Origin of the sequence: Geobacter hydrogenophilus (genome assembly GCF_018501225.1) — a bacterium.
Classification (GTDB): Bacteria; Desulfobacterota; Desulfuromonadia; order Geobacterales; family Geobacteraceae; genus Geobacter; species Geobacter hydrogenophilus.
In genome coordinates, this window is the sequence record NZ_JAHCZI010000011.1 from 99,148 (window position 1) to 124,456 (window position 25,309).

Genomic DNA, 25,309 nt, shown 5'->3' on the forward strand with positions numbered 1-25,309 from the left:
ACCGACGAGATACGCACCCATGAAAGGGGAAACAGCATGAAATTCAAAGCATTTAAAGACTGGAAGATCCTCACGAAAATCCTCAGCATCTCGGTGGCGACCATCGTGCTCATCGTCTCGGGCATCCTCTTCTATGTGTTGCCGCTGGTGGAAAAGAAGCTGATGAACGAAAAGAAAGCGACCGTTGGCAGCACCGTTGACACCGTGGCCACCCTGATCGATGGCTACCACGCGAAGGTCAAGAGCGGAGAACTGACCGAGGCCGAGGCCAAGAAGCGGGCCATCGACAACATCCGCTCGCTCCGGTACGAGGGGAACGAATATTTCTGGATCAACACCGTCGAGCCGGTCATGGTCATGCACCCGATCAAGCCGGATCTGGAAGGGAAAAAACTCGACGATATCAAGGACCCCAACGGGAAGCAGATCTTTGTCGAAATGGCGAAGGTTGCCAAGGAGCAGGGTGAAGGGGATGTGGAGTACCAATGGTCGAAACCGGGCGCCACGGCACCGAGTCCCAAGATCTCCCATGTCCAGTTGGACAAGGAATGGGGATGGGTCATCGGCAGCGGCATCTACGTGGACGACGTTAAAAAGGAACTGATGGCCATGAGGATCCAGATCATCGCCGCCACCCTGATTTTTGCGCTGCTGATCTTCGCCTTCGCCTTCGTCGTGGCGCGCCGGATCAGGATGGCCCTGGGCAAGGCGATCACCGCCTCCGAGCATATCGCCGCCGGCGACCTGACCGCCGCCATCGAGGCCTCCAGCGAGGACGAAACCGGCCAACTCCTCCGCTCATTAAGGGAGATGAACGACAGCCTCTCCCACATCGTGGCCGAAGTCCGCACCGGCGCCGACTCCATCGCCAGCGCCACCGAGCAGATCTCCGCCGGCAACGCCGACCTCTCCCAGCGCACCGAAGAGCAGGCCTCGGCCCTGGAGGAGACCGCCTCCAGCATGGAAGAGCTCACCTCCACCGTGAAGCAGAACGCCGACAACGCCCAGCAGGCCAACAAGCTGGCCATGACCGCCAGCGACGTGGCGGAGCGGGGGGGCAACGTCATCGGCCGGGTGGTGGACACCATGGGAGCCATCACCGAGAGCTCCCGCAAGATCTCCGACATCATCGGCGTCATCGACGGCATCGCCTTCCAGACCAACATCCTCGCCCTCAACGCGGCGGTGGAGGCGGCCCGGGCCGGCGAGCAGGGGCGCGGCTTCGCCGTGGTGGCCGGCGAGGTGCGGAACCTTGCCCAGCGTAGTGCTGCAGCGGCCAAGGAGATCAAGAGCCTCATCGAGGACTCGGTGAGCAAGGTGGAGGATGGGAGCCGCCTGGTGGAAGAGGCCGGGGAGACCACCCGGGAGATCGTCACCAGCATCAAGCGGGTGGCCGACATCATGGCCGAGATCTCCGCCGCCTCCATCGAGCAGTCCAGCGGCATCGAGCAGGTGAACACCGCCATCACCCAGATGGACGACGTGACCCAGCAAAACGCCGCCCTGGTGGAAGAGGCCGCGGCGGCCGCCGAGGCGCTGGAGGACCAGGCCCGCACCATGGTCTCCACCGTGAGCCGCTTCAAGCTGGCCGACGGCGGACGCGCCGACTCCGGGGCTACGCCGAAGAAGGAGCGCAAGCCCACCGCAGCCAGGGTGTCGCCCATTGCTCGGAACACCCCGGCCGCCAAGGCCGCCCCCAAGGTGAAAGCCGCCAATGGCTACCACAAACCGGCAGTTCCTGAACACCACGAGGCCGAGTTGCCCAAGGCCGTGGGGTATGACGACGACTGGAAGGAGTTTTAGAGAGGCACGATGCCCAACCACGCCATTGCACCGCTGACAGGAACCGACGCGGATTTCCCCCCGAGGGATCTCCGCGAGTTCCACTTCACCGACGGCGACTTTGCCCGGGTTCGGGAGCTCATCTACCGCACCGCGGGGATCGCCCTCAGCCCGGTCAAGCGTGACCTGGTCTACGGCCGCCTGGCCCGCCGCCTGCGGGTCAGGGGGCTCACCTCCTTTGACGATTACCTTCGCATCGTGGAAAGCGGCGACCGGCAGGAGCAGGAGGCGTTCGTCAACGCCCTCACCACCAACCTCACCTCCTTCTTCCGGGAGCCCCACCATTTCCCGATCCTGGCTGACCACCTGAAGGGACTCGGCGGCCGGCGGCCGCTCTCCATCTGGTGCTGCGCCGCATCCACCGGTGAGGAGCCCTACTCCATCGCCATGACCGTGGTGGAGCAGTTCGGCACCTTCACCCCGCCGGTCAGGATTCTGGCCACGGACATCGACACCAGCGTCCTTGACCGGGCGCGCCAGGGAATCTACCGCATCGACCGGATCGAGCGCCTTCCCCGGGAGCAGTTGAGGCGGTTCTTCCTCAGGGGAGAGGGGAAAAATTACGGCCTTGTCCGGGTCAGGCCCGAGCTGCAAAAGCTCATCACCTTCCGGCAGTTGAACCTGCTGGACCCGCAATGGCCCATGGGGGAGCGGTTCGACGCCATCTTCTGCCGCAACGTGATGATCTACTTCGACAAGGAGACCCAGTACGGCATCCTGAGGAAGTTCGTCCCCCTGCTCCACCCCGGGGGGCTCCTCTTCGCCGGCCACTCGGAGAGTTTCCATCACGCCGCCGACCTCTTCCAGGTCCGCGGCAAGACGGTCTACGCCGTTCGGGATGGCGCCCCCCTCCCCACCAGCCTCCGGTCATAACCGGAAACAGGGAGAAGTTCATGCACACCGGCAAATACTTCGCGAAAAGCTCCTATTACGACCGGACCTTCAACAAGCAGGCAGTGAAGATTCTTCCGGGCGAATACCACGCCACCGACAGCGATACCATGATCGTCACGGTGCTCGGCTCCTGCGTCTCGGTCTGCATCCGCGACCGGGTAAGCGGCATCGGCGGCATGAACCACTACATGCTTCCGGGCGAGGCAGGCACCGCCGGGTCCCCTTCACCCCGCTACGGCACCCACGCCATGGAACTGCTGATCGATCACCTGCTCCAGCTGGGAGGGAGGCTTCCCTACCTGGAGGCAAAGGTCTTTGGCGCCGGCAGGGTCATCAACGGAGTAACCGATGTGGGGGAGCGCAACGCCGAATTCGCCCTCCGTTACCTGGAAGAGCGCGAAATACCGGTAACGGCGGTGGATGTGGGAGACATCTACCCGCGCAAGGTCTACTTCGCTCCTGCAACCGGCCGCGCCTTTGTCAGGCAGATCCGCTCCCTTCCCATCGAGACAAGCCCCCTCAACCAGGAGGGGATCACCACAGGACGTTGACCGCTATGCTCTATACGACCCAGAAAGTACTTCTTTCCGACATGATCCTCTGCCTCTCGAAGGTCATGGAATGGATCAGCCCGGCCATCGTCAGCCACCAGATGCGGGTGGCCTTCATCGCCCGGAACATCGCCGCTGAATTGGGCCTGTCAATCGAGCAGCAGAACCAGCTGGCACTGGCCGGGGTACTCCATGACATCGGCGCCTTCTCCCTCAAGGACGACAGTTCCCTCCCGGACTACGAAACAAGCCCCGACCTCGTCACGGGGCATTCGGAGTTGGGATACCTCCTGATGCGCGATTTCCGGCCGTTCCGGCAGGTGGGCGAGCTGATCAGGCACCACCACACCCCCTGGGAGCACGGCAGGGCCAGGGGGCTTCAGGGTGACGGGGAATTCCATCCGGCCCAGATTATCTACCTGGCAGGAAAAATCGACGGTCTGATCGACAGGAACGAGGAAATCCTGGGGCAGATCCCCGCCATCTGCCGCTACATCAGGGAAGGGGCCGGCGAACTCTTCGTCCCGTCCTACGTTGACGCCTTCCTGGCAGTGGCGGAGCGGGAGTACTTCTGGTTCACCCTCGATGCACCCACCATAACCCAGGCGGTCGTGAAAGACCTGCGTTTCGTCAATATCGAACTCGATTACGACAACATGATCAACCTGAGCAAGGTCTTCAGCCACCTGATCGACTTCCGTTGCCGCTACACCGCAACCCATTCCAGCGGCGTGGCCGGCACCGCCGAGGCGCTGGCGCGGCTCTACAGCTTCTCCGAAAGCGGCGTACACATGATGAAGGTCGCGGGTTACCTTCACGACATCGGCAAGCTGACCATCCCCCAGGAGATCCTCCACAAACCCGACAGACTGAGCCCGGAAGAGTTCAACAGGGTCAAGAAGCATCCCTTCTGGACCTACCAGGTGCTCAGCAACATCCAGGGGATGGAGGAGATCAGCACCTGGGCATCCTTCCACCACGAGCGGATCGACTCCCGCGGCTATCCCTTCCACTACAACGGCGGCGAACTCCCCCTGGGCTCCCGCATCATCGCCGTGGCCGACGTCTTCACCGCCCTCACGGAGGACCGTCCCTACCGCAAGGGAATGACCAGGAAAAGCGTCCGCGCCATCCTCCAGGAGATGGTGGACGACCGGGCCCTCGATTCCGGGGTGGTCGCCTCGCTCCTCAGGAACATCGACCAGATCGACGAGTGCCGGGTGACATCCCAGGACGAATCGGCCCGGCTCTACGCCGAGTTCAACCGCGCCGCCTCCTACCAGAACGCCGGCTACCGGAATGCGGTCTGACCCGTTCACCGCGGAAGGGGAGTACCTATGGCCATCAAAGTTCTCATCGTCGATGATTCGGCCCTCATCCGAAGCCTGATGACGGACATCATCAACAGCCAGACCGATATGGAGGTGGTGGGAGTGGCGCCCGACCCCCTGGTGGCCCGGGAAAAGATCAAGGCCCTCAATCCCGACGTTCTGACCCTCGACGTGGAAATGCCCCGGATGGACGGACTGGTCTTCCTTGAAAAGCTGATGCGCCTTCGCCCCATGCCGGTGCTCATGGTCTCGTCACTCACCGAAAAAAGCTCATTCCTGACTCTTCGGGCACTGGAGCTGGGGGCCGTCGACTTCGTCACCAAGCCGAAGATCGACATCAGCCGGGGCATGCAGGAATACGCCCGGGAGATCACCGACAAGCTCCGTATCGCCGCCAGGGCCAGGGTACGGCAGCCCCCCCCCCACATCCACCTCTCCGTGGAGCGAAAGAACACCGCCGACGCGGTGCTGCCGATGGAACACCGGACCTTTTCCTCCACCGAGAAGGTCATCGTCATCGGCGCCTCCACCGGCGGCACCGAGGCCTTGAAATCGTTCCTCGTTGCCATGCCAGCCGACTCTCCCGGCATCCTCATCACCCAGCACATGCCCGAGGCTTTCACCCGCACCTTTGCCCAGCGACTGAACGGCCTTTGCAGGATCAGCGTCAAAGAGGCGGAGCACGGTGAACGAATCCTCCCGGGCCACGCCTATGTCGCTCCGGGAAACCGGCACCTTCTCCTCGCCCGCAGCGGAGCCAACTACGTGGTGGAGCTCTCCGACGGCCCGCCGGTCAGCCGCCACCGGCCGTCGGTGGACGTCCTCTTTCGCTCGGCAGCCAACCGCGCCGGCAGAAATGCCGTCGGCATCATCATGACCGGCATGGGAGACGACGGCGCCGCCGGCATGCTGGAGATGCGCGAAGCCGGCGCCTACACCTTTGCCCAGGACGAAAAAAGCTGTGTGGTCTTCGGGATGCCCAAGGAGGCCATAGCGCGAGGGGGGGTTGACGAGGTGGCGCCCCTGGGCGAGATGCCGCGGCGGCTCTTCGGCTGGCTGGAGTCACAGGGGAACAGGGCCTTCAGGGTGTGAATCACATCAATATTCCCCGACGATCAGGTCATCGAGGTCCTTCCGATCACCCTTGCGGGGGAATTCCGCCGGCCGTCCCACAGCCACCACGGCCATAAGCTCCAGCCCCTCCGGCAATACCAGCAGTTCCCGCACCTTGTCCGCACTCTTCAGGATCTCCCCGAGCCACACGGCCCCAAGCCCCATGGCATGGGCCGCCAGAAGCATGTTCTGGAGGCACGCCCCGACAGACTGGTGATCCTTTGTATCGTTGTACATGGCGGCCCGGTCGCAGAAGACCGCAATGGAGACCGGCGCCCCTTCCAGGATGTGCCGGTACTTCGTAAGTCCCGCCAGCGCCCTGCGCTTTTCTCCGTCTGACACAATGGCAAACCGCCACGGCTGGTTGTTTAGCCCCGACGGCGCCCAGGAACCTGCCCGAACGATCTCCAGAACTTCCTCCCGCGTCACCGGCTCGCCGGTATACTGCCGCACGCTGCGGCGTCCGTAGATTGCCTCCAATACCTCCATCTCCATCCTCCTCGTCTTAAGCTAACTACACGTAAAATAAATTAAAGTTTTGCCGTTACGCTCCGATTAACTAAGAAAAATGTTATGAGGTCATCCCCATGCTGGACAAAGCCATTGCCGTCATCTCGGTGCTCATGTTTTTCGTTGCCCTCTGCTGCGTCTGCATTGGGGGAATTATCTTCCGATAGCCCCGCCTAGCTTCACACCTCCCAACGACATGTACGGCATACCAGGCATGGGTCGGCAACTCCTTTATCTTTTCACTCAGGACTCTATTGTGCCACAGCCCGTGGCACTATTGCGTATGTTTTCATTTGCTCCACGGGCGGTGGCACAAAGGGCAGTGGGATACTCGCGATAACAAGTCACAAAATGTTCTCCTACTGACAAGTGATGCCATGCAATCTTGTTTGGACGATGATGCGGCTGATTTGCAGGGACGATTCGGCAGGAAAACAAAAAACCCGCCTCCTATGCCGGGGGCGGGTTTTCGCTCGTCTGGGGGATCGAGTGGGTGTCAGGCGGCACCCTTCTCCTTATCCTTGGCCGCGATCTGCTCCGGCTCTTCCAGCGTTGCCTTTTTGAAGTTCCTGATGCCGGCTCCCAGCGACTGTCCCAACTGGGGGAGCTTGGCAGGGCCAAAGACAACAAGGGCAATGACGAGGACAATTATCATTTCAGGCATTCCGAATCCGAACATGGGTGAATCTCCTTTAGTGGCAAATTAGAGTATCGACGCAGAGTGTTGCATCACCCTGCGATGCGGTCGGCGCCGAGAGCGGCGTCGAGCTCGTCCCGCTCGCCATCCCGAAGCCGGTAGTAGTCCACGGGGGTATTGATGTTGCTGAAGGTGGCGTAGTCCGGATCGAAGAGGGCCACCTGCTCGGCGTTGACCCGGTTGACGTTGGTCCGGCCGAAGAACGAAACGATCCGCCGCTCGCCCGACAGGAGCGTTGTCTCGATGGCGGCCAGGCACCCCTTGCCGTAGACCGCATGGAGCGGTTCCAGCCCCGCCGGGCTCTCGGGAATGAGGACCCCGCCCGGGTCGGCCAGGGTGGCCAGATGCCGGATCAGGTCGCTGTTCAGGTAAGGCATGTCGCAGGCGACCATGAAGGCGGCGGGGTTGGCGGCGTGATGGAGCCCGGCGTGGATGCCGGCCAGGGCTCCCATCCCCGGGTGGATATCGGCCACTTTCCGGCAGGTGAGGAAATCGTACTGCTCCGGGTTATTGGTGACGAGGAGCACCTCGTCGAAGATCTCGGCCAGCTGCCGATGGATCGCCTCGATGAAGCGCCCCCCCTTGTAGGGGAGGAGCGCCTTGTTGCTCCCCATGCGGCGCGACTGCCCGCCGGCGAGGATGACGCCGGTGACGCCGGGAATGCGCCCCTTGGCAATGACCGGCAGGCGACAGGGCTCCGCCGGCAGGGCGAGCCGCCCGTGGTGGGCGTAGACCGTGAACTTCCCTCCCCGGACGTAACCGATGAGGGGAATCCCCGCCTCGTCGCACATCTTCACCGCCATGTCGGTGGCGGAGGTGCGGGAGGCGATGAGCCCTATCCCGAGCCGGGCGCACTTGGCGGCCATTTCGGTGGAGACCCGCCCCGAGGTGACGAGGATCTTTCCAGTCAGGTCGATTCCCCTGAAGAGGGCTTCCCCGGCGATCCGGTCAAGGGTGTTGTGGCGGCCGATGTCCTCGGCAAAGAGGAGGAGGTTCCCCTCCCCGTCCCCCACGGCCGCCGAGTGGATGCCGCCGTGGCTCCGGTAGTTGTCGGCCCGCCGCGCCAGCTCCTCCATGAGCCGGAATACCGCCGTAGGGGCGACCCGGTGGGTCGCCCGATCCGGGCGAGGCATCGCCTCGCCCCTGCCATCCATTTCTAGGGTGAAGGTGACGCCGGTTCCGCAGCCGGAGGTCAATACCGGCTTCAGCCGCTCCGGAAGCTCACCCCTGATCCGCACGTTGGCGATGCCGAAGTCGTCGCAGACCGCCAGCATGTGGAAGTCCTCGGCCCGCTCAACGAACCCCTGGTTGCGGAGGAACCCAGCAACGAGAAACCGGAGATCGTGGGGAGAAGAGATCAGCGTCGCGATCTCCCGGCCGTTCACGTGGAGCACCAGGGGGAATTCCCGAACGATGCCCGACTGTTTTTCTTCGAGACGGCCGTTGGTGTAAACGTGGATGGTTTTCATAGTGAGTTCGTCCTCTCCCCTCACCCGGCCTCCGGCCACCCTCTCCCGGAGGGAGAGGGGAATCTATAGAGAATACTCCCCTCGCCCTCTGGGAGAGGGGCTGGGGGTGAGGGTTAAAACCTGTTACGCCTCGCTCGCCTTCCCATGCCCCTCGCCGTGTTGCTCGATCTTGCGGAAGCGGTCGGGGATGGTGTAGTCGGTGGCCTCGGGGTGGTGCTCGAAGATGGGGAAGTACTTGGCGACGAGCACGAAGAAGAGGATATGGGCCGCGATGATGCCGATGGTCACCACCGACTCGATGAAGTTGGGGAAGTAGGCCGGCTGGCCGGGCTGATGCATGGCGAACATGGAGACGTTGAAGCGGTTCAGCACGAGGCCGGTGATGACCAGGGAGGCGGCCCGCAGCTGCATCTGCTTGTCGGTCCTGATCCGCTTCGTAAGGAACATTGAGAACGGAATCAGGAGCCCCACGACCACCTCCACGCTGAAGAGGGCTGTCAGGACCGGCCGGTCGAACAGTGGGCCGTGACTGAGGAACGCCAGGGCGTAGACCTTCACCAGCATGTAGACCCCCATGATCCAGGGGATGATCTTCGTCAGCGTGGCCAGAAGGTCCGACTCGTCGGGCTGTCCCATGTACTTGTGCACGAGGCTCGCCTCGAAGATGACGATGGAGAGGCCGGTAAAAATCGCCGAAAGCCAGAACTGGAGCGGCAGGAGCGGATTGTACCAGAGGTTGTGGAGCTTGTCGACGGCGATGAGGAAGAAGGTCCCGAGGGTCGACTGGTGGAGCGTGGAGATCATGGCCGCCAGGATGGCGAACGGCAGCTCCAGGGTCCGGAGGAGCCGCAGCGGGATGTGCCAGCCGAACCGCTCGCTCACCGGGTGGAGGAACTCCAGGAAAAGGACCGTGGTGTACGCCATGACGCACATGGAGACCTCGAACATGGGGGAGTGGACGTTCCAGTTGAAGAGAACGTAGGGCCCCCGCTGGGGCTGCCCCAGGTCGAGGAGAAGCCCCACGCAGACCAGGGAGTAGCCGAGGAAGCCGGTGACGATGGCCGGCCGCACCAGAGGCTCCAGCTTCTTGATGTGGAAGACATGGGCCACGATGCCGATGGTGAAGGCGCCGGCCGCAAGGGGCACGGCGGTGACCACGTCGAAGGAGATCCAGAGGCCCCACGGGTAGAGGTCGTTGAGATTGGTGGTGGCCCCGAGTCCGAAGATGAAGCGTACGGCGGAAGCCAGGGCCGCCGCCCCCACGAGGACCATCATGAACTTGATGAAGCGATGGTACCCCTTGATTTCATTGATGACGATGCGTGCGGCGGTCATTGGTTCCCCTCCTTCCGGTTGTTCCGCTCCTCTTCCTCGCGTCTCACCCGGTCCTTGCGGTGCTGGAACCAGGTGACCAGCGACAGGGTGCCGCCGACGGTGAGGAATATTCCCGGCACGAACCGCAGGGCCTGCCAGGTGTAGGACGGCAGTGGCCGCTTGGTGACCGGCCTGAAGCCGAGCTCGTCCAGGGGCTGCTGGGTCAGGTAGAGGACGCTGGTTCCGCCGGCCTCTTCCTTGCCGTAGATCACCTTGAAGTAGCGGTCGGGCTTGGCGGCCATCCGCTTCTCGGCCTCCTTCAGCATCTCGTCCCGGCTGCCGTAGGTGATGGCGGTGGGGCAGGCGGTGGCGCAGGCGGGGTGAAGGCCGTTCTTCACCCGGCTGTAGCAGCCGGTGCACTTCTTCACGAGCGGAAATGCCTTGCTCCACTCGTACTTGGGAACGCCGAAGGGGCAGGCCACCATGCAGAAGCGGCAGCCGATGCACTTCTTGGCATTGTAGATGACCGGCCCTTCCGGTGTTTTGTGGAAGGCGCCCACGGGGCAGACGGAGGCGCATGCGGGGTCGTTGCAGTGCATGCACATCTCCTTGTAGAAGGCGAACTCGTTCTGCCCGTGCTTTTCGTAGTCCTTGAACTTCACCCGGGTGAAGGTGAACTCGGACATCTGGGGCGGGTTCTGGTACCCTTCGCCGGTGAAGAACGTGGTCTTTTCACCCTTGAGCTGGTTCCACTGCTTGCAGGCCACCTGGCACCCCCGGCAGCCGGTGCACTTGGTGGTATCGATGAGGAACGTTTTGGTCTTGCCGTAGTCGATGGTCGAGGAGCTCATGCCCGCTTACCCCCTTTTTCGATGTTGCAGAGGAACGCCTTGAACTCCGGAATGCCGGTGTTGGCGCACCCGACGGTGGGGGTGAGGACGTTGCCGCTGTCGCCGGTGGCAAGGCCGGCGTAGCCGAAGTGCCACGGCATCCCCACCTGCTCGATCATCCGCCCCTGCACGTTGAAGGGCTTGAGGCGGCTGGTGACCAGGGCCACCGCTTCGATGGAGCCCCGCTCGGTGGTGACCTTCACCGTGTCCCCCTGCTTGATCCCCTTCCGCTGGGCCAGGGTCTCGGAGAGTTCCACGAACATATCGGGAACCAGTTCCACGAGCCACGGGAGGCTCCGGGTCATGGCCCCCGCCTGCCAGTGCTCGGTCACCCGGTAGGTGGTGCCGACGTAGGGGAACTTGGCGGTGTCGCTGGAGACGTTCTTCGGCACCTTGACGACCGGGTTGCTCTGCACCCGGGAGAGGAGGTTCCGGGCCGGGCTCTCCACCGGCTCGTAGTGCTCGGGGAACGGCCCGTCCTTCATGTCGAGGGCGTAGAGGCGGCCATGCCCCTCGGGGAGCATGATGAAGGGGTACTTCCCTTCCTTGTCGTCCTTCATGGGGGGCCAGGGACCGTCGGGGACGTCCCCCCTCCACTTCTTCTCCAGGGGGTCCCAGGCGATGACCGGGCGCTTGGCGTTGAAGGGCTCCCCCGCCGGGTTGACGGAGGCGCGGTTGTAGATGATCCGGCGGTTCACCGGCCAGCACCAGGACCACTTGGGGAAGAGGCCGAGGCCGGTGGGGTCGGCCAGATCGCGGCGGGCCATCTGGTTGCCGTCCTTGGTGTAGGAGCCGCAGTAGATCCAGCAGCCGGAGACGGTGGAGCCGTCGTCCTGCAGGTACTTGAACATCGGGACCTGGTCCCCCTTCTTGAACTCCAGGGTCTTGTCCTTGTCGACGATGGTCATGTCTTTGGTGAAGTAGCCGTTGATCTCCCTGGCCACCAGGTGGACGTCGGGCTCGTGGCCGTTACCGTAGTTCCAGGAGAGCTTGGTGATCGGCTCGGGGAATGCGCCCCCCTGCTTCAGGTAGAGGGCTTTCACCCGCTTGTAGAACTCGTCGATGATGTGGAGGTCGCTGCGGGAATCCCCCACCGGATGGATGGCGGCGTAGCGCCACTGGGCCCAGCGGCCCGAGTTGGAGATGGAGCCTTCTTTCTCGATGGAGGATGCGGCCGGCAGCATGAAGACCTCGGTCTGGATCTTCTTCGGGTCGACGCCCGGGCGCTTCCAGAAAATGGAGGACTCGGTCTCCCAGAGGTCGGCGGTGACGAGCCACTTGAGCTTGCCGAGGGCCTCCCGGGCCGCCATGGAGTCGGGCCCCCCCACGGCCGGGTTCATCCCCATGCAGACGAGCCCTTCCAACTCACCCTTCCCCATCTTCTCCATGATCTTCACGTAGGAGTAGTTCCCCATCCGCTTGGGGAGGTAGTCGTAGCAGAAGTCGTTCTCGGCCGTGGCGTTCTCGCCGTACCAGGCCTTGAGGAGACTCGTGATGTACTTGGGGGTGTTCCCCCACCAGTTGGCGCTCTTGGGGTCCTTGGTCTTGGGGGTCCACTTCTCGTTGTAGGCCTTGAGATCCACATTGTCGAACTCCGGCGACTTGAGGTAGCCGGGGAGGATGTGGAAGAGAAGCCCGTAGTCGGTGGAGCCCTGGACGTTGGACTCGCCCCGCAGGGCGTTCACGCCGCCGCCGGCGATGCCGATGTTGCCGAGGAGCATCTGCAGGAGCGCAACGGCCCGGACGTTCTGGCTGCCGTGGGTCGACTGGGTGATCCCCATGGCGTAGAGGATGGTCCCCGCCTTGTCGGCGCGGCCGGTGCCGCAGAACGCCTTGGCCACCTTGAGGTAGTCCTCTTTCTTGGTGCCGGTGATGGCGCAGACGGTGTCCACGTCATAGCGCTTGTAGTGGTTCTTCATGAGCTGGTAGACGGACTTGGGGTCCTTCATGCCCATGTCGCGCTTCGGCTTCCCGTCGGCGGTGGTGGCGTAGGCCCAGGACTTGAGGTCGTAGGTCTTCTCCTGGTCGTCGAACGCGCAGAACATGCCGTCCTGGAAGTCGAACTGCTCGGAGACGATGAACGTCGCGTTGGTGTACTCACGGACGTACTCCTCGTGGATCATGGTGTTCTGGAGGGCAAAGTTGATTATCCCCCCCAGGAAGGCGATGTCGGTCCCCGGACGGATCTGGGCGTAGATGTCCGACTTGGAGGCCGTGCGGGTATAGCGCGGATCGACGGCAATGAGCTTGGCGCCGCTGTCCAGGGCCTTCTCGATCCACTTGAACGAAACAGGGTGGTTCTCGGCCGGGTTGCAGCCGATGGCCAGGATTACGTCGGAGTTCTTCAGGTCAATCCAGTGGTTGGTCATGGCACCACGACCAAATGAAGCCGCCAGACCGGCGACTGTTGACGAGTGTCAAAGTCGGGCCTGGTGTTCGAGCTGACCCACCCCCATGGCGCGGGCGAATTTGGTCCAGAGGTAGCACTCCTCGTTGTCGAGGCCGGCGCCGCCGAAGAAGGCCATGCCGTCGGTACGGTTCACCACGTACTCTTTGCTGTCCTTCTTGTTCAGCTCGGTCTTCTTGAAGGACTTGTCGCGGGTTTCCTTCATCCGCTGGGCGATCCGGTCAAGGGCCCAGTCCCAGCTCTTCTCTTCCCACTTGTCCGAGCCGGGAGCCCGATACTTCACCTTCTGGAGCCGGTTCTCGTTGTTGGCGATCTGGAAGAGCGCGCCACCCTTGGGACAGAGGGCTCCCTGGTTGATGGGGTGCTGCGGATCACCTTCCGCGTTCACCACCCTGCCGTCCTTGGTGTGGACAATCAGGCCGCACCCCACCGAACAGAACGGACAGATGGTGGTCGTGGTCTTGAGCCCCTTGGTCCGGAGCTCGGGAGCATCGACGCTCGCCTCCCCCGGCTTGCCGGAGAGCGCGATGGCCGCCCCGGCCAGTGCCCCCCGCTGCAGAAACTGCCTGCGTGAAATTCCCATTTCACAAACCCCCTTCGAAAAGATCGGGCCGTGGAGCCCGTTGCGTTGAATGTGACAACGGGCTCTCAAGGGCAACCTCCGTGCCAATACCGTTTACACGTCTACATCATCTACAACACGCTGAAATAATTGAAATTCACAGATTTTTTACCACAAAAGGAAAATACCGTGTGGAATCTTGTCTTGCGGAATCCTGGCCGCCTCTGTATCATTTTGTCCATGTAGACATACTGAAAACTAATGAAACGAACGGCATCGGCGGGGCACGGAAAACCATCATGAAAGCACGCATTCTCATTTGCGACGACGAGGAAGGGATCAGGCGCTACCTCCAGAAGATGTTCCTGGCCAAGGAGTACGAAGTGGAGACCTTTGCCGACGGGACGAGCCTCCTGGCGCGGATCGAGGGGGGAGCGGAGGGGGATGCCGACATCCTCCTCCAGGACGTGCGGATGCCGGACATGGACGGCATCGAGGTGCTGAAGCGGGTGAAGAAGCTCCGGCCGGCCATGCCGGTGGTGGTCATGACCGCCTTCGGCACCATCGACGCGGCGGTGGAGGCAATCAAGCTGGGGGCCTACGACTACGTCACCAAGCCATTCCCCAAGGAGAAGATCCTCGGCCTCCTGGAGAACGCCCTTCAACTGGACCTCCTCATGAAGGAGAACCGGGTGCTGAAGGAAGAGCTCTCCCGCCCCGACATCCCCGACAACATCGTCTTCACCAGCGCGAAATTCCGGGAGGTCTACGAGCTTACCGTCCAGGTGGCCTCCAGCGACGCCAACATCCTGGTACTCGGCGAGTCGGGGACCGGCAAGGAGCTCATCGCCGGGGCGGTCCACGTAAACAGCCAGCGCAAGGGACGCCGGTTCCTCTCCATCAACTGCGCGGCCCTGTCGGACACCCTCCTGGAGAGCCAGCTTTTCGGCCACGTGCGCGGCGCCTTCACCGGCGCCATCACCACCCAGAAGGGGCTCCTGGAGGAGGCCGACGGCGGCACCCTCTTCCTGGACGAGATCGGCGACGTCTCGGCCGCGGTCCAGGCGAAGCTCCTGCGGGTCATCCAGGAGCGGGAGTTCATCCCCGTGGGGGCCACCAAGCCCAAAAGCGTCGACATCCGCTTCGTGGCCGCCACCAACAAGGACCTGGCCAGGGAGGTCGCGGACGGGCGCTTCCGGGAGGACCTCTACTACCGCCTCAACGTCATCACCATCGCCCTTCCCCCCCTGCGGGAGCGGCGCGAGGACATCGAGCCCCTGGCCATGCACTTCCTTGCCAAGTATGCCCGGCGCATCCGGAAGGATATCCGGGGGTTCACGCCCGAGGCGCTCCACTCCCTCCAGGGTTACCGCTGGCCCGGCAACGTACGGGAACTGGAAAACGTCATCGAGCGGGCCGCCATCCTCACCCGGGGCGATCTGGTCACCCCCGACGTCCTCCCCATCCGTCCCCGGGAGGATGCGCCACCTCCCCGGCCGGACAACGTGCTCGTTTCCCTGGAAGACATGGAGCGGGAGCACATCGAGCGGGTCCTGCGCCAGACCGGCTTCCACAAGAGCCGCTCGGCGGAGATCCTCGGCATCTCCCGCAAGACCCTCGACCGCAAGATCGTGGAGTACGGCCTCGTCATCCCCGGCCAGTCCGGCGCCGGCTCCCAGGACGACTGAATGGGTCCGAAGCGTTTCCCCATCCGCCTCAAGCTCACCTTCGCCACCCTCACCCCCCTCTTCGTGGCTTCGGTCATCTGCTGGGTCATCGGCATCTCCATCATCAACTCCCGCATCGTGACCCAGGCCCAGGAAAAGGTCCGCACCGACCTGAACTCGGCCCGGGCCGTCTACCAGAGCGAGATCGACCACATCCGCGACGTGGTCAAGTTCACCGCCACCAACCCCTTCACCTCCATGATCATCTCCCAAGGGGACCGCACGACCCTCAACAACCTCCTCTCGCCGCGCATGACGAGCGAGGGGCTCGACTTCCTCACCGCCGTGGACCGGTCGGGCCGGGTCGTCTTCCGGGCCAGCAACCACGGGGCCTTCGGCGACAGCAAGATCAACGACCAGATCGTCTCCCGGGCACTGCAGGGGGAGCACATCGCCGGCACCGAGGTGATCCCCCCCGGGGAACTGGTGAAGGAAGGGAAAGAGCTGGCCGCCAAGGCGTCCATCCAGATCCTCCCCACCCTCCACGCCCGCCAGCGGGACGAGTCCGTGGAGCGTTCAGGCATGGCCATGGTGGTGTCGGTGCCGGTGCGGGACCAGGCCGGGACGGTCGTGGGCGCCCTCTACGGCGGGGTCCTTCTCAACGGCAACAACACCCTGGTGGACCGGATCAAGAAGATCGTCTTCGAGGCGGTGAGCTACCAGGGGGAGGACGTGGGAACCGCCACCATCTTCCTAGGGGACCTGCGGATCGCCACCAACGTCCTCCTGGCGCCGGAACGGCGGGCCATCGGCACAAGGCTCTCGGAGGAGGTCTACAACAGGGTTCTCCTGGCCCGCGAGAAATGGGTGGGACGGGCCTTCGTGGTGAACGACTGGTACTACTCCGCCTACGAGCCGATCCTGAACCTCCAGGGGAAGCCGGTGGGCTCCCTCTACGTGGGGGTCATGGAGCGCCCCTTCCTGGAGATGAAACGGGAGATATCCCTCATCTTCGGGGTGGTCCTCCTCTGCGGCTCCCTCATCGGGCTGGCCATTTCGAGCTTCATCGCCTCGCGTCTCGCCCGCCCCATCAAGGAGCTGGAAAACGCGGCCCGCAGGATCACGGCCGGCGAGCGCGACAGTGACATAACCATCCAGACCCGCGACGAGATCGGCGACCTGGCAGGGGAGTTCGCCCAGATGACCAGGACCCTCGCCCAGCGGGAGGAGGACATCCGGAAGCTGAACCGGGACCTGGAGCAGAAGGTGCTGGACCGCACGGCCCAGTTGGAGGAGAAAAACCTCCTCCTCGTGAAGACCCAGGAGGACCTGGTCAGGGCGGCAAAGCTGGCCGACATCGGCATGCTGGCCGCCGGGGTCGCCCACGAGATCAACAACCCTCTGGCGATCATCCGGGGGAACACGGAGCTGCTCCAGATGGCAATCCCCGAGGACGACCCGAGCCGGGAGGAGGTGGACACCATCGCCCAGCAGACGGGACGGGTGGAGCGAATCGTGGGGAGCCTCCTCAAGTTCGCTCGCCAGCAGAAGAAGGAACTGGGAACGGTGGAGGTCAACAGGCTCCTGGACGAGATTCTCAAACAGGTTGGCCACCAGATTCCCCTTGCCGGCATCGACATCCGACGGAACTACGCCGCCGACATCCCCCTTCTGGAAGGGGACGGCGACCAGCTCCGGCAGGTCTTCACCAACCTCATCCTCAACGCCATCCAGGCCATGAAGGAGGGGGGAACCCTCACGGTGAGCACCTCCCGCAACAGCGACGCACGAAGCTGCACCATTGCCGTGGAGGACACGGGGGTCGGCATCCCCCCCGAAAACCTCAAGAGCATCTTCAGCCCCTTCTTCACCACCCGCAACGACGGGACCGGCCTCGGCCTCGCGGTTTCCTACGGCATCGTCAGGGATCACGGGGGGAATATCCAGGTGGAGAGCACGGCGGGGACGGGGAGCACCTTCCGGGTGGTGCTGCCGATGAAGCAGGGGAGCCCCCTGACATGATCATTCGACAGGTAAGCTGTTAAGGATAAACACCATGGACTTCAAAAACGTACTCGACAAACTTCTCTCATCCTTTGACGACCAGGGAATCCGCTACGCCCTCATCGGCGGCTTTGCCCTCGGCCTCTGGGGGGTTGACCGCACCACCGCCGATCTCGATTTCCTCATCCTTCGCGATGACATGGAAAAAGTTGACCGGATTTTGACGGACATCGGGTACAATCGGACCTACGGATCGGAAAACGTCTCCCACTACACGGCGCCCCAAGCCCCCCTCGGCGGCATCGACATTCTGCACGCCTTCCGCGAGGCGTCACGGGCCATGCTTGAGCGGGCCGTTGCCATGGATATTTTCGACGGTATGCTCACGATGAAGGTGGTCCGTCCCGATGATCTGATCGGCCTCAAGGTCCAGGCCATCGCCAACGATGCCCGCCGCAGGGCAATGGATCTGGCCGATATTGAAGCCCTCATGGCTCGACATTCCTCGACCCTTGACTGGCCACTCATTGGTGACTACTTCTCGCTGTTCGAAATGGACGACTTATTCAGGGAATTGAAGAGGAACTACCATGCTCAGCCCGAAGGCTCGTGAAGAATTGAAGAAGGCCGCAGCTTCCACCGAACTGCGTGATGACATGGCCGCAGCAGCAGCCTTGAGACAGCCGCCGTGGATGAGGGACGGGATCGTTGATGCCGACCGCTGGCTGGATTATCTGACCGAATACAACAAGTTCATTAACCATCGGCGCAAGCCGGAGACGTCGTTTATCGAAACCCGGATGCTCCTGTAGCATCCAGACCAGCTCCCCTTCCCGCCGCTTCAAAACCCGCCGCCACCCCCTCAGGAACTCCCCAGCCCATACTGCTTGATCTTGCGGTAAAGGGTGTTCCTGCCGATGCCCAGCACCTTCGCCGTCTCGGTGATGTTCCACCGGTACTGTTCCAGTGCCTGCCTGATGGTTTCCTCCTCGGTATCCTTGAGGCACTTTCGGACCGGTGTCCCGAGCCCCCTCTCCCCCATGGCCGAGACCAGTCTGGTTTCCAGAGCGCGGAGGGAATCGAGCATTCCCTGCAGCTCCTCCGGGGGCAGCTTCTGGATATCCTCGGCACGGGGAGATTGTTCCAGGAACCGTTTCAGGGAAAGTGAACCGCCTTCTCCGGCGGCAAGGGAGGAGAGATCTTCGACGGCACCGGAGACGCCGCTCAGCAGGGTGCTCTCCAGGTGTTCGGGGAGGATGGTGTCGCCGCTGCACATGACCACGGCGCGCCGCATGACATTGGCAAGCTGGCGGATGTTGCCCGGCCAGCCGTACCCCTGCAGGAGGCGCAGCGCCTGGGGTGAAATCCGCAGCGCGGCATTGAGCTGACGGACAAAGTGCTCCGCCAGTTGGGGAATGTCCTCGGAACGGGAGCGGAGCGGCGGGATTTCGAGCCGGACCACGTTGAGCCGGTAGTAGAGATCTTCGCGGAACGTCTTCTCCCGGATGGCCTGCTCCAGGTCCACGTTGGTGGCGGCAATCACCCTCACGTCGGTCTTGATGGGTTTTTCACCCCCTACCCGCATGAACTCGCCGGTTTCCAGCACCCGCAGCAGCTTCACCTGAATTTGCGGACTGGCATCGCCGATTTCATCGAGGAACAGGGTGCCGCGGTTGGCCAGTTCGAAGATGCCGCGACGGGGCTGGGCCGCGCCGGTGAAGGCCCCTTTCTCGTGGCCGAAGAGCTCGCTTTCCAGGAGGTTCTCCGGCAGTGCACCGCAGTTGACCGGAATGAACGCCTGGTCCGCCCGTCCCGATGCGGAGTGGATAAAGCGGGCCAGGACCTCTTTCCCGGTGCCGGTGCTCCCCTGGATCAGCACGGTGACATTCTTGGTGGCGATCTTGTGGACCACGGATACGAGCCGCCTCATGCCCGGGGATGCCCCCACCTGGAAACCGACGGCCCGGGCCACCTCGGCCCACTCCTCGGCGGCGGCGCTCCCCTGCTGGAGGTTGAACCCGTGGCTGGCGGCCTTCTCGATCAGGGCCTCGATTTCGTCGATGTCATCAAAGGGCTTTTCCAGGTACTCGTAGGCCCCCAGCTGCATGGCCGCGACTGCCGTCTTGATGGTGCTGTAGCCGGTCATGATGATGACTTCGCAGGCGGGCTGCCGGGCCTTGATTGCCTGCAGGAGGGTCAGGCCGTCGGTATCCGGCAGTTTGAGGTCTACCATCGCCACATGGAAGCTCTGTTCCGCCAAGGCCTGCAGCGCCTCCGTTTCGCTGGACGCCGTGACGACGCCATACCCTTTCCGCGTCAGCAGGCGACGGAAAAAGGTGCAGACGTCCGTCTCGTCGTCGATGATGAGCACTTGTATCTGTGACATATAACACTCCGCCGTTGGCTTTTGAGTATGTTCCGGCCGTTCACCCCCCTGCTCGCTTTGCTCGCTTCCCCCCTACCTTGTAGGGGGGACTGAGGGGGGTCTTACAGTTCGATGGGGAGGAGGAGCGAAAAGGTGCTCCCCTCCCCAAGGCGGCTCTCCACCTCGATGGTGCCGTTATGGGACTCGGCTATCCCCAGGCTGACCGAGAGGCCGAGACCGGTCCCCTTGGTCGCCTCCTTGCTCGTATAAAAGGGGGTAAAAATCTTCGACAGGTTCTCCGGGGCAATGCCGACGCCGTTGTCCCTCACACTGAGGACGGCCCACTTCTTCCGGTCCCTCACCAGCAGCGCCGTCGCCACCGTGATGAGCTTCTCCTTGCGGTCGACCTCCCCGAGCGCATCCCGGGCGTTGATCAGCAGGTTGGTCAGCACCTGCTGGATCTGGGGGCCGTTGGCGGTGAGCCGCGGCAGGAAGGGGGCAAGCTGCTCGACAATTTTGATCTGGCTCCGGTTGATCTGGTACTGGATCATGCTCAGCACCCGCTCCACCTCGGCATTGAGGTCGACATCCGTGGCCGGAGGCTGGTTCTGCCGGGAAAAGGTCAGCAGGTTCTGGATGATCCGCTTGCAGCGCAGGCCCGAATTGACAATGTCTTCCAGCACCTCGGCCCGGTCGTACTGGGCATCCTGCTGGAGCTCCCTGAGGAGCAGCTGCGCCGTGCCGATGATGACGGTCATGGGGCTGTTCAACTCGTGGGCCACCCCGGCCGCCATCTCCCCCAGGGCCGCCAGCTTCGCCGTCTGAACCAGCTGCGCCTCCATCTTGGTCTTGTCGGTGACATCCTTGATGATGATCGTCACCGCCGACAGCTGCTTCTCTTCGTTGAACACCGGGTAGTAGGAAATATCGAGGAGCAGCCCCGCGTCGGTCTGCCAGCGCTGGAAAACCGGCTTCCCGGTCCGCTGGACCTCCTTGATGGGGCAGTTCTCGCAGGGATGGGTGCGGCCGTGGAGCCTGGCAAAGCACTTGTTGCTCACCGCCTGGTTCCAGAATCCGCTCATTGCCGGAGAAAGCCGGTTGTTGTGAAGCAGGACGTTGTAATCGGTGTCGACCAGAAAAATCGGGTCGGTAACCGCCAGGAAGGTCTCCTCCCATTCCTTCTTGGCCCGCGACACCTGCTTGTAGAGCCGGGCGTTCTGGATGCTGATGGAGAGCTGGTCGGCCAGATGCTGGACAAAGCTGAGATCCGCCTCACTGTAGGCCCCGTCGACGACACTGGCGACGATGAGGGCGCCGATCACCTCGTCGCGGTGGAACATGGGAGCAATCGCCAAGGACCGGAGCGGCCCCGGGTAATGGGGATTTACCTGGACGTGGCAGAGTTCTTCCGGCGTCAGGTTGTAAATCCCGGCTTTCCTGTTGCTGATAACGTTCAGCGTCGGTGAGTGGGCAGGGAAATTGTCGATTCTGCAGAAATCCCGCGGCATCAGGGCCATGAGTCGCAGCTCGCCGTCACGGACCCTCACAAGACCGAAAAAATCGCAGGGAAGGGTCTGGGGAAACTTGGTGAACGCCCGTTCGAGGATATCCTCCATGGACATGTCGATATTGATGTCGCGCGTCAACTGCTGGAGGATCTCCAGGCGGCTGTTCTGCTTGAGGATCTCCTGGTTGCGCTTTTTCAGCTCGATATAGTAGTTGAGCTTGGAGGAGTCGACGCCCGTCAACTGCTCCAGCAGCTTTTCCCTGTTTTCCATGGTTTTCCCCGTCTACATAGCCTTGCGGAAGATCATTTCGATGTCTTCGACGGTTGCGTTGCGGGGGTTGGTCACCAGACAGGCATCGTTCAGGGCGTTGCGGCTGAGGAGCGGGATGAACTCCTCCCGCAGCCCCATGTCGCCGAGTCCCTTGGCGAGGCCGATGTCGGCGATCAGCTCGCGGATTCCCTCGATGGCCAGCCGGGCTCCCTCCTCCACGCTGGTGTTGCGAACGTCCTTCCCCAGGGACCAGGCGATATGCTTGAAGCGCTCCGGACAGGCCGGGAGGTTGAACTCCATGACGTGCGGCAGGATCGAGGCGTTGGCCTCGCCGTGGTGCTGATCCAGGAGGCCGTCCACCTGGTGGGTCATGGCATGGGTGGCGCCGAGGATGGCGTTGGAAAAGGCGATGCCGGCGGTGAGGCTCGCCATGGCCATGTTGGTATTGGCCTCCATGTCCTGGCGGTCGGCTACCGCCCGGCGCAGGTTAGTCGCGATAAGCTGGATCGCCTTGCAGGCGTGGATGTCGGTCAGGGGGGTAGCCGCCAGGGAGACGTAGGACTCGATGCCGTGGGTCAGGGCGTCCATGCCGGTGGCGGCCGCCAGCTTGGCATCCTTGGTTCTGAGAAGCTCCGGGTCGACGATGGCGATATCCGGCACCAGGGACTTGGAGATGATGGACATCTTCAGCTTCCGCTCGGTGTCGACGATAATGGCGAACTGGCTCACCTCGGAACCGGCGCCGGCGGTGGAAGGGGCGATCACCATCGGCGGGAGCGGGCGGGAAATCCTGTTGATCCCCTCATAGTCGCGCAGCTCCCCCCCGTTGCTGGCAAGGATGGCCACCGCCTTGGCCACGTCGGTGGGGCTCCCCCCACCCACGGCGACGATGGCGTCACATCCCGAGGCCAGGTACCGTTGTGCACCCTCCATAACCTCGAAATCCTTCGGATTGGAGGTGAGGGAGGAGTAGATTTCCGTTTCCAGGCCGACGGCATGGAGGTAGTGGAGCGCCTGCTCCACCCAGCCGGCGTTGATCACGTCCTCGTCGCTCACCAGAAACACCTTGGAGGCGCCGATCCGGGCGGCGCTCTCGCCGATCTGGCTCAGGGAGCCCTGGCCGAAGATGATCTCCGGCGCCACAAACTTGCTGATATTCACACTGTCTCCTTTCGGAACGGGCAGACCTCGTGTCCCCACCGTCAAACCTCAGGGACGATGCCGTATACAGCCGTATACGTTTGCAATTCCCGTGCAAAAGCCGCCAACCGACCGTTTACGGCACTACGCGCCATAATGGCCCACCAGCACCGTCTCATTCTGGAACGGGTGCCACTGCTCCATTTTAACGCATTGTGTTCCAATATGGCGTGGTTTGTTTTCTAGCTCGACAACAAGCCTTCCCAACGGCTTCCTACAAAACGGCAGGCAGAGTGATTTCAGAGGCGTAGAAATTTGGCTAGATAAAACAGTTTTAATAATTGACTTAACAAGGTGTAAGTGCGATAAAATTCGAGCTATTTAAGCCCTGGCCCTGGTTTCAGGGTTAGGTTTGGCGAACACAAACAAGAGGTTCAAGTGCCATGAAAAACAAGCTGGCGATTTTCGAAGATTATCAAATCCGCAGAATTTACGACGAGGAAACCGAAACCTGGTATTTCTCAGTGGTTGATATCATCCGGGCGTTGCTGCAGCAGCCGGATTATCAAACGGCTCGGAAGTATTGGAAAGTACTGAAAGGCCGCTTGGGTAAAGAAGGCAGTCAACTGGTAACAAGCTGTTACCAGTTGAAAATGACTGCTGAGGACGGGAAGCAACGTCTGACAGATGCCGCAACGCCTGAAACCCTGCTGCGCCTGATCCAATCCGTCCCCAGTCCCAAGGCCGAGCCGATCAAACTCTGGCTGGCAAAGGTCGGCTACGAGCGGATGCAGGACATGGCCGACCCGGCGCGGTCACTGGATCGGGCAAGAGAGTACTGGCAACAGCACGGCAGAAGCGAAAAATGGATCCAGCAGCGGACGATGGGGCAGGAAACCCGCAACAAGCTGACCGATTACTGGAAAGAGCACGACATCAAGAAGGAGAGCGAGTTTGCCATCCTGACCAACATCATTCATCAGGAATGGGCCGGTGTCGCCGTAAAAGAGCACAAGAAGCTCAAGGGGCTGAAGACCCAGAATCTGCGCGATCACATGAGTGAAGCGGAGCTGATTTTTACCGCCCTGGCCGAACTCTCCACCCGCCAGATTGCCGAGACGATGGCAGCCACCGGCATGAAGGAAAATAAGGTCGCCGGAAAGAAAGGGGGCGGCATTGCCCGGAAAGCGCGGGTGGATCTTGAGGAGAATACCGGCAGGAGTGTGGTGACCGGGGAAAATTTTCTGCCGCCGGGGAGAGAGAATATTTCGGATAAATGAAGTGGTGGACTTGGAAAAGGGGGAAATGTCCAAATGTCAATCCTGACCCCACAGGTTCCACATCAGGTAAATGACCAAACACCTCAAAGCATCTACCAGTATATGCACCCCTTGCATATACTGGTAGATACAAGCATATACATATAGATACAGGCATCTACAGGTAGATGCATCACTCTAATTGCTCAATAAAGAGTTAGATAATGAATAGGAAAACAAAAATGCGAATATTTATTTTGACTCTATTGTTCGTCTGCGTGGCTAGGACTGAAATGACAGTTGCGCAAGGATTCAATTTCAGTACTGGAATTACAATCGTAAAATCAGTTGAGTATCAAAAAGGACAACCGGCAAGGTCTCTGAAATTTGTTGAAAAACCTGAATACCTTTTGATCGACATTCAAGATGTTTTCTACAGTAAAGAACCTTTTGAAACTCCATTCCTTATCGATGTCCTCGGAGATAAAGGGACTCTGACAATATCATCTAAGCAGAAAAAAGGATGGTTTGGGTTTTCAAGTAGAGAGGAATTTATCCGAAACCTTACGGTCAAAATTGATAGAAAACGATTAAAGCAGGACCAAGTTATTTATGTCTACAACAACGATACTGGAGATGTTTTAGGCCATTATACAATACGGTTAAAATGAGAATCTGATATCTAACAAGGCCGCTAGACCTGACCGGGAAGTTCCCCCGGTAGTGTAGACACCTCAACCTAACGGAGGTGTCAGGATGGCAAAAATCAACGGGCCGAAGAAAATTCGCAGTTACGGCCAGCAGTTCAAGGCAACGGCCGTCAAGCTCAGTCACTTGTCCGGCGTGCAGGTACAAGACGTGGCGGAGTCGCTAGACATCCACCCGTTCATGCTCTCGCGCTGGCGTAAGGAGTATCGGGAGGGACTCATCGTGGACAACGACACGCCCGACATCGAGACCCCGGCGATCGCTTCAGAGTTACAGCGACTACGGCAGCTGGAGAAAGAGCATGCTCGCTTGAAGGAGGAGCATGAACTCTTAAAAAAAGCCATCCGGTTCTGTTCCGAACGAAAGCAGAAATCTACGCCTTCATCGAGCAGAACCGGAAAAGACACGAAGTAAAGATGATGTGTCGGCTCTACGGGGTCACTCGGGCCGGCTACTATGCCTGGAAGTGCCGGGGCCAGAGCCAGCGCCGCCTCGCCGACGAAACCCTCGGGCAGAAGATCGAGACGATCCACCGCAAGAGCCGCTGTCTCTATGGCAGCCCCAGGGTTCACGATCAGCTTCGCAAGAGTGGCATCCGTGTCGGTCGCAAGCGTGTCGAGCGGCTGATGCGCAGCCGAGGCCTCAAGGCCCGCTGTGCGCGGATCTACCGGCTCAAACCCGGCGTCAAGAAGTTCTTTGACAGCATCCCGAACCACAGCTATGGGATCGTCTGTCAATGGGAACGTAAAAGTGTACCAGTTACGGGAATTGAAAAGTGTACCACTCCCTGGGAGAGAACTTCTCAATC

General features: G+C 61.6%; 22 protein-coding genes. 13 read left to right on the forward strand and 9 right to left on the reverse strand.

Annotated features, from left to right (window positions below; all coding sequences use genetic code 11):
- Positions 1-36: 36 nt before the first annotated feature.
- From KI811_RS15050 to KI811_RS15070, 5 genes are read left to right on the forward strand one after another with little or no spacing between them, the layout of a single operon-like run.
- Positions 37-1,803, forward strand: a complete 1,767-nt coding sequence (locus KI811_RS15050; protein ID WP_214187298.1) for a methyl-accepting chemotaxis protein — start codon at positions 37-39, stop codon at positions 1,801-1,803.
- Between the two features lie 9 nt (positions 1,804-1,812).
- Entirely contained in the window at positions 1,813-2,715 is a 903-nt protein-coding gene (locus KI811_RS15055; RefSeq protein WP_214187299.1) for a CheR family methyltransferase, read from the forward strand.
- Between the two features lie 20 nt (positions 2,716-2,735).
- The gene (cheD, locus tag KI811_RS15060; RefSeq protein WP_214187300.1) at positions 2,736-3,287 is read left to right on the forward strand and encodes a chemoreceptor glutamine deamidase CheD; all 552 of its coding nucleotides are present in this window, start codon (positions 2,736-2,738) and stop codon (positions 3,285-3,287) included.
- A 5-nt stretch (positions 3,288-3,292) separates the two neighbouring features.
- A complete protein-coding gene (locus KI811_RS15065) occupies positions 3,293-4,597 on the forward strand; it encodes an HD-GYP domain-containing protein (RefSeq protein ID WP_214187301.1) in 1,305 nt (434 codons plus the stop codon).
- 27 nt (positions 4,598-4,624) lie between these two features.
- Positions 4,625-5,710, forward strand: coding sequence for a protein-glutamate methylesterase/protein-glutamine glutaminase (locus KI811_RS15070; RefSeq protein ID WP_214187302.1), 1,086 nt, complete (start codon positions 4,625-4,627; stop codon positions 5,708-5,710).
- Positions 5,711-5,716: 6 nt separating this feature from the next.
- Here the strand turns inward: KI811_RS15070 and KI811_RS15075 are convergent, their stop codons facing one another.
- The 6 genes from KI811_RS15075 to fdnG form a co-directional block, all read right to left on the reverse strand.
- Positions 5,717-6,220, reverse strand: a complete 504-nt coding sequence (locus KI811_RS15075; protein WP_214187303.1) for a nitroreductase family protein — start codon at positions 6,218-6,220, stop codon at positions 5,717-5,719.
- A gap of 517 nt (positions 6,221-6,737) precedes the next feature.
- Positions 6,738-6,920 (reverse strand): twin-arginine translocase TatA/TatE family subunit, encoded by a 183-nt coding sequence (locus KI811_RS15080; RefSeq protein WP_214187304.1) that lies wholly within the window; start codon positions 6,918-6,920, stop codon positions 6,738-6,740.
- 50 nt (positions 6,921-6,970) lie between these two features.
- Positions 6,971-8,407, reverse strand: coding sequence for a formate dehydrogenase accessory sulfurtransferase FdhD (gene fdhD / locus KI811_RS15085; RefSeq protein WP_214187305.1), 1,437 nt, complete (start codon positions 8,405-8,407; stop codon positions 6,971-6,973).
- 123 nt (positions 8,408-8,530) lie between these two features.
- Entirely contained in the window at positions 8,531-9,742 is a 1,212-nt protein-coding gene (nrfD, locus tag KI811_RS15090; protein ID WP_214187306.1) for an NrfD/PsrC family molybdoenzyme membrane anchor subunit, read from the reverse strand.
- Positions 9,739-10,572, reverse strand: coding sequence for a 4Fe-4S dicluster domain-containing protein (locus tag KI811_RS15095; RefSeq protein WP_214187307.1), 834 nt, complete (start codon positions 10,570-10,572; stop codon positions 9,739-9,741). Before KI811_RS15095 ends, nrfD begins: the two co-directional genes overlap by 4 nt.
- Positions 10,569-13,601 (reverse strand): formate dehydrogenase-N subunit alpha, encoded by a 3,033-nt coding sequence (fdnG, locus tag KI811_RS15100; RefSeq protein WP_214187308.1) that lies wholly within the window; start codon positions 13,599-13,601, stop codon positions 10,569-10,571. The genes KI811_RS15095 and fdnG overlap by 4 nt, the downstream gene beginning before the upstream one ends.
- A gap of 278 nt (positions 13,602-13,879) precedes the next feature.
- Here fdnG and KI811_RS15105 point away from each other — a divergent pair, with 278 nt between their 5' ends.
- Genes KI811_RS15105 through KI811_RS15120 form a run of 4 tightly spaced genes read left to right on the forward strand, consistent with a single transcriptional unit; the run spans position 13,880 to position 18,063 of the window.
- Positions 13,880-15,268 carry a sigma-54-dependent transcriptional regulator gene (locus KI811_RS15105; protein ID WP_214187309.1) on the forward strand — a complete coding sequence of 463 codons (1,389 nt, stop codon included), beginning with the start codon at positions 13,880-13,882 and terminating at the stop codon, positions 15,266-15,268.
- Entirely contained in the window at positions 15,269-17,269 is a 2,001-nt protein-coding gene (locus KI811_RS15110) for a cache domain-containing protein (RefSeq protein WP_214187310.1), read from the forward strand. It begins immediately after the preceding gene.
- A gap of 34 nt (positions 17,270-17,303) precedes the next feature.
- Positions 17,304-17,864, forward strand: coding sequence for a nucleotidyl transferase AbiEii/AbiGii toxin family protein (locus KI811_RS15115; RefSeq protein ID WP_214187311.1), 561 nt, complete (start codon positions 17,304-17,306; stop codon positions 17,862-17,864).
- Positions 17,842-18,063 carry a hypothetical protein gene (locus KI811_RS15120; RefSeq protein WP_214187312.1) on the forward strand — a complete coding sequence of 74 codons (222 nt, stop codon included), beginning with the start codon at positions 17,842-17,844 and terminating at the stop codon, positions 18,061-18,063. The genes KI811_RS15115 and KI811_RS15120 overlap by 23 nt, the downstream gene beginning before the upstream one ends.
- 50 nt (positions 18,064-18,113) lie before the next feature.
- Here the strand turns inward: KI811_RS15120 and KI811_RS15125 are convergent, their stop codons facing one another.
- The 3 genes from KI811_RS15125 to KI811_RS15135 all read right to left on the reverse strand — a co-directional run bounded on the left by KI811_RS15125 (position 18,114) and on the right by KI811_RS15135 (position 22,555).
- A complete protein-coding gene (locus KI811_RS15125; RefSeq protein ID WP_214187313.1) occupies positions 18,114-19,637 on the reverse strand; it encodes a sigma-54-dependent transcriptional regulator in 1,524 nt (507 codons plus the stop codon).
- A 101-nt stretch (positions 19,638-19,738) separates the two neighbouring features.
- Positions 19,739-21,394, reverse strand: a complete 1,656-nt coding sequence (locus KI811_RS15130) for a GAF domain-containing sensor histidine kinase (RefSeq protein ID WP_214187314.1) — start codon at positions 21,392-21,394, stop codon at positions 19,739-19,741.
- 12 nt (positions 21,395-21,406) lie between these two features.
- Entirely contained in the window at positions 21,407-22,555 is a 1,149-nt protein-coding gene (locus tag KI811_RS15135; RefSeq protein ID WP_214187315.1) for an iron-containing alcohol dehydrogenase, read from the reverse strand.
- Positions 22,556-22,977: 422 nt separating this feature from the next.
- Between KI811_RS15135 and KI811_RS15140 the strand changes: the two genes are divergently transcribed.
- The 4 genes from KI811_RS15140 to KI811_RS15155 form a co-directional block, all read left to right on the forward strand.
- A complete protein-coding gene (locus KI811_RS15140) occupies positions 22,978-23,814 on the forward strand; it encodes a BRO family protein (RefSeq protein ID WP_214187316.1) in 837 nt (278 codons plus the stop codon).
- A 203-nt stretch (positions 23,815-24,017) separates the two neighbouring features.
- A complete protein-coding gene (locus tag KI811_RS15145) occupies positions 24,018-24,464 on the forward strand; it encodes a hypothetical protein (protein ID WP_214187317.1) in 447 nt (148 codons plus the stop codon).
- 85 nt (positions 24,465-24,549) lie between these two features.
- The gene (locus KI811_RS15150) at positions 24,550-24,915 is read left to right on the forward strand and encodes a transposase (protein ID WP_214187318.1); all 366 of its coding nucleotides are present in this window, start codon (positions 24,550-24,552) and stop codon (positions 24,913-24,915) included.
- 2 nt (positions 24,916-24,917) lie between these two features.
- Positions 24,918-25,309 (forward strand): IS3 family transposase (locus tag KI811_RS15155; RefSeq protein ID WP_214187319.1); only part of this gene is annotated, 392 nt, incomplete at its 3' end.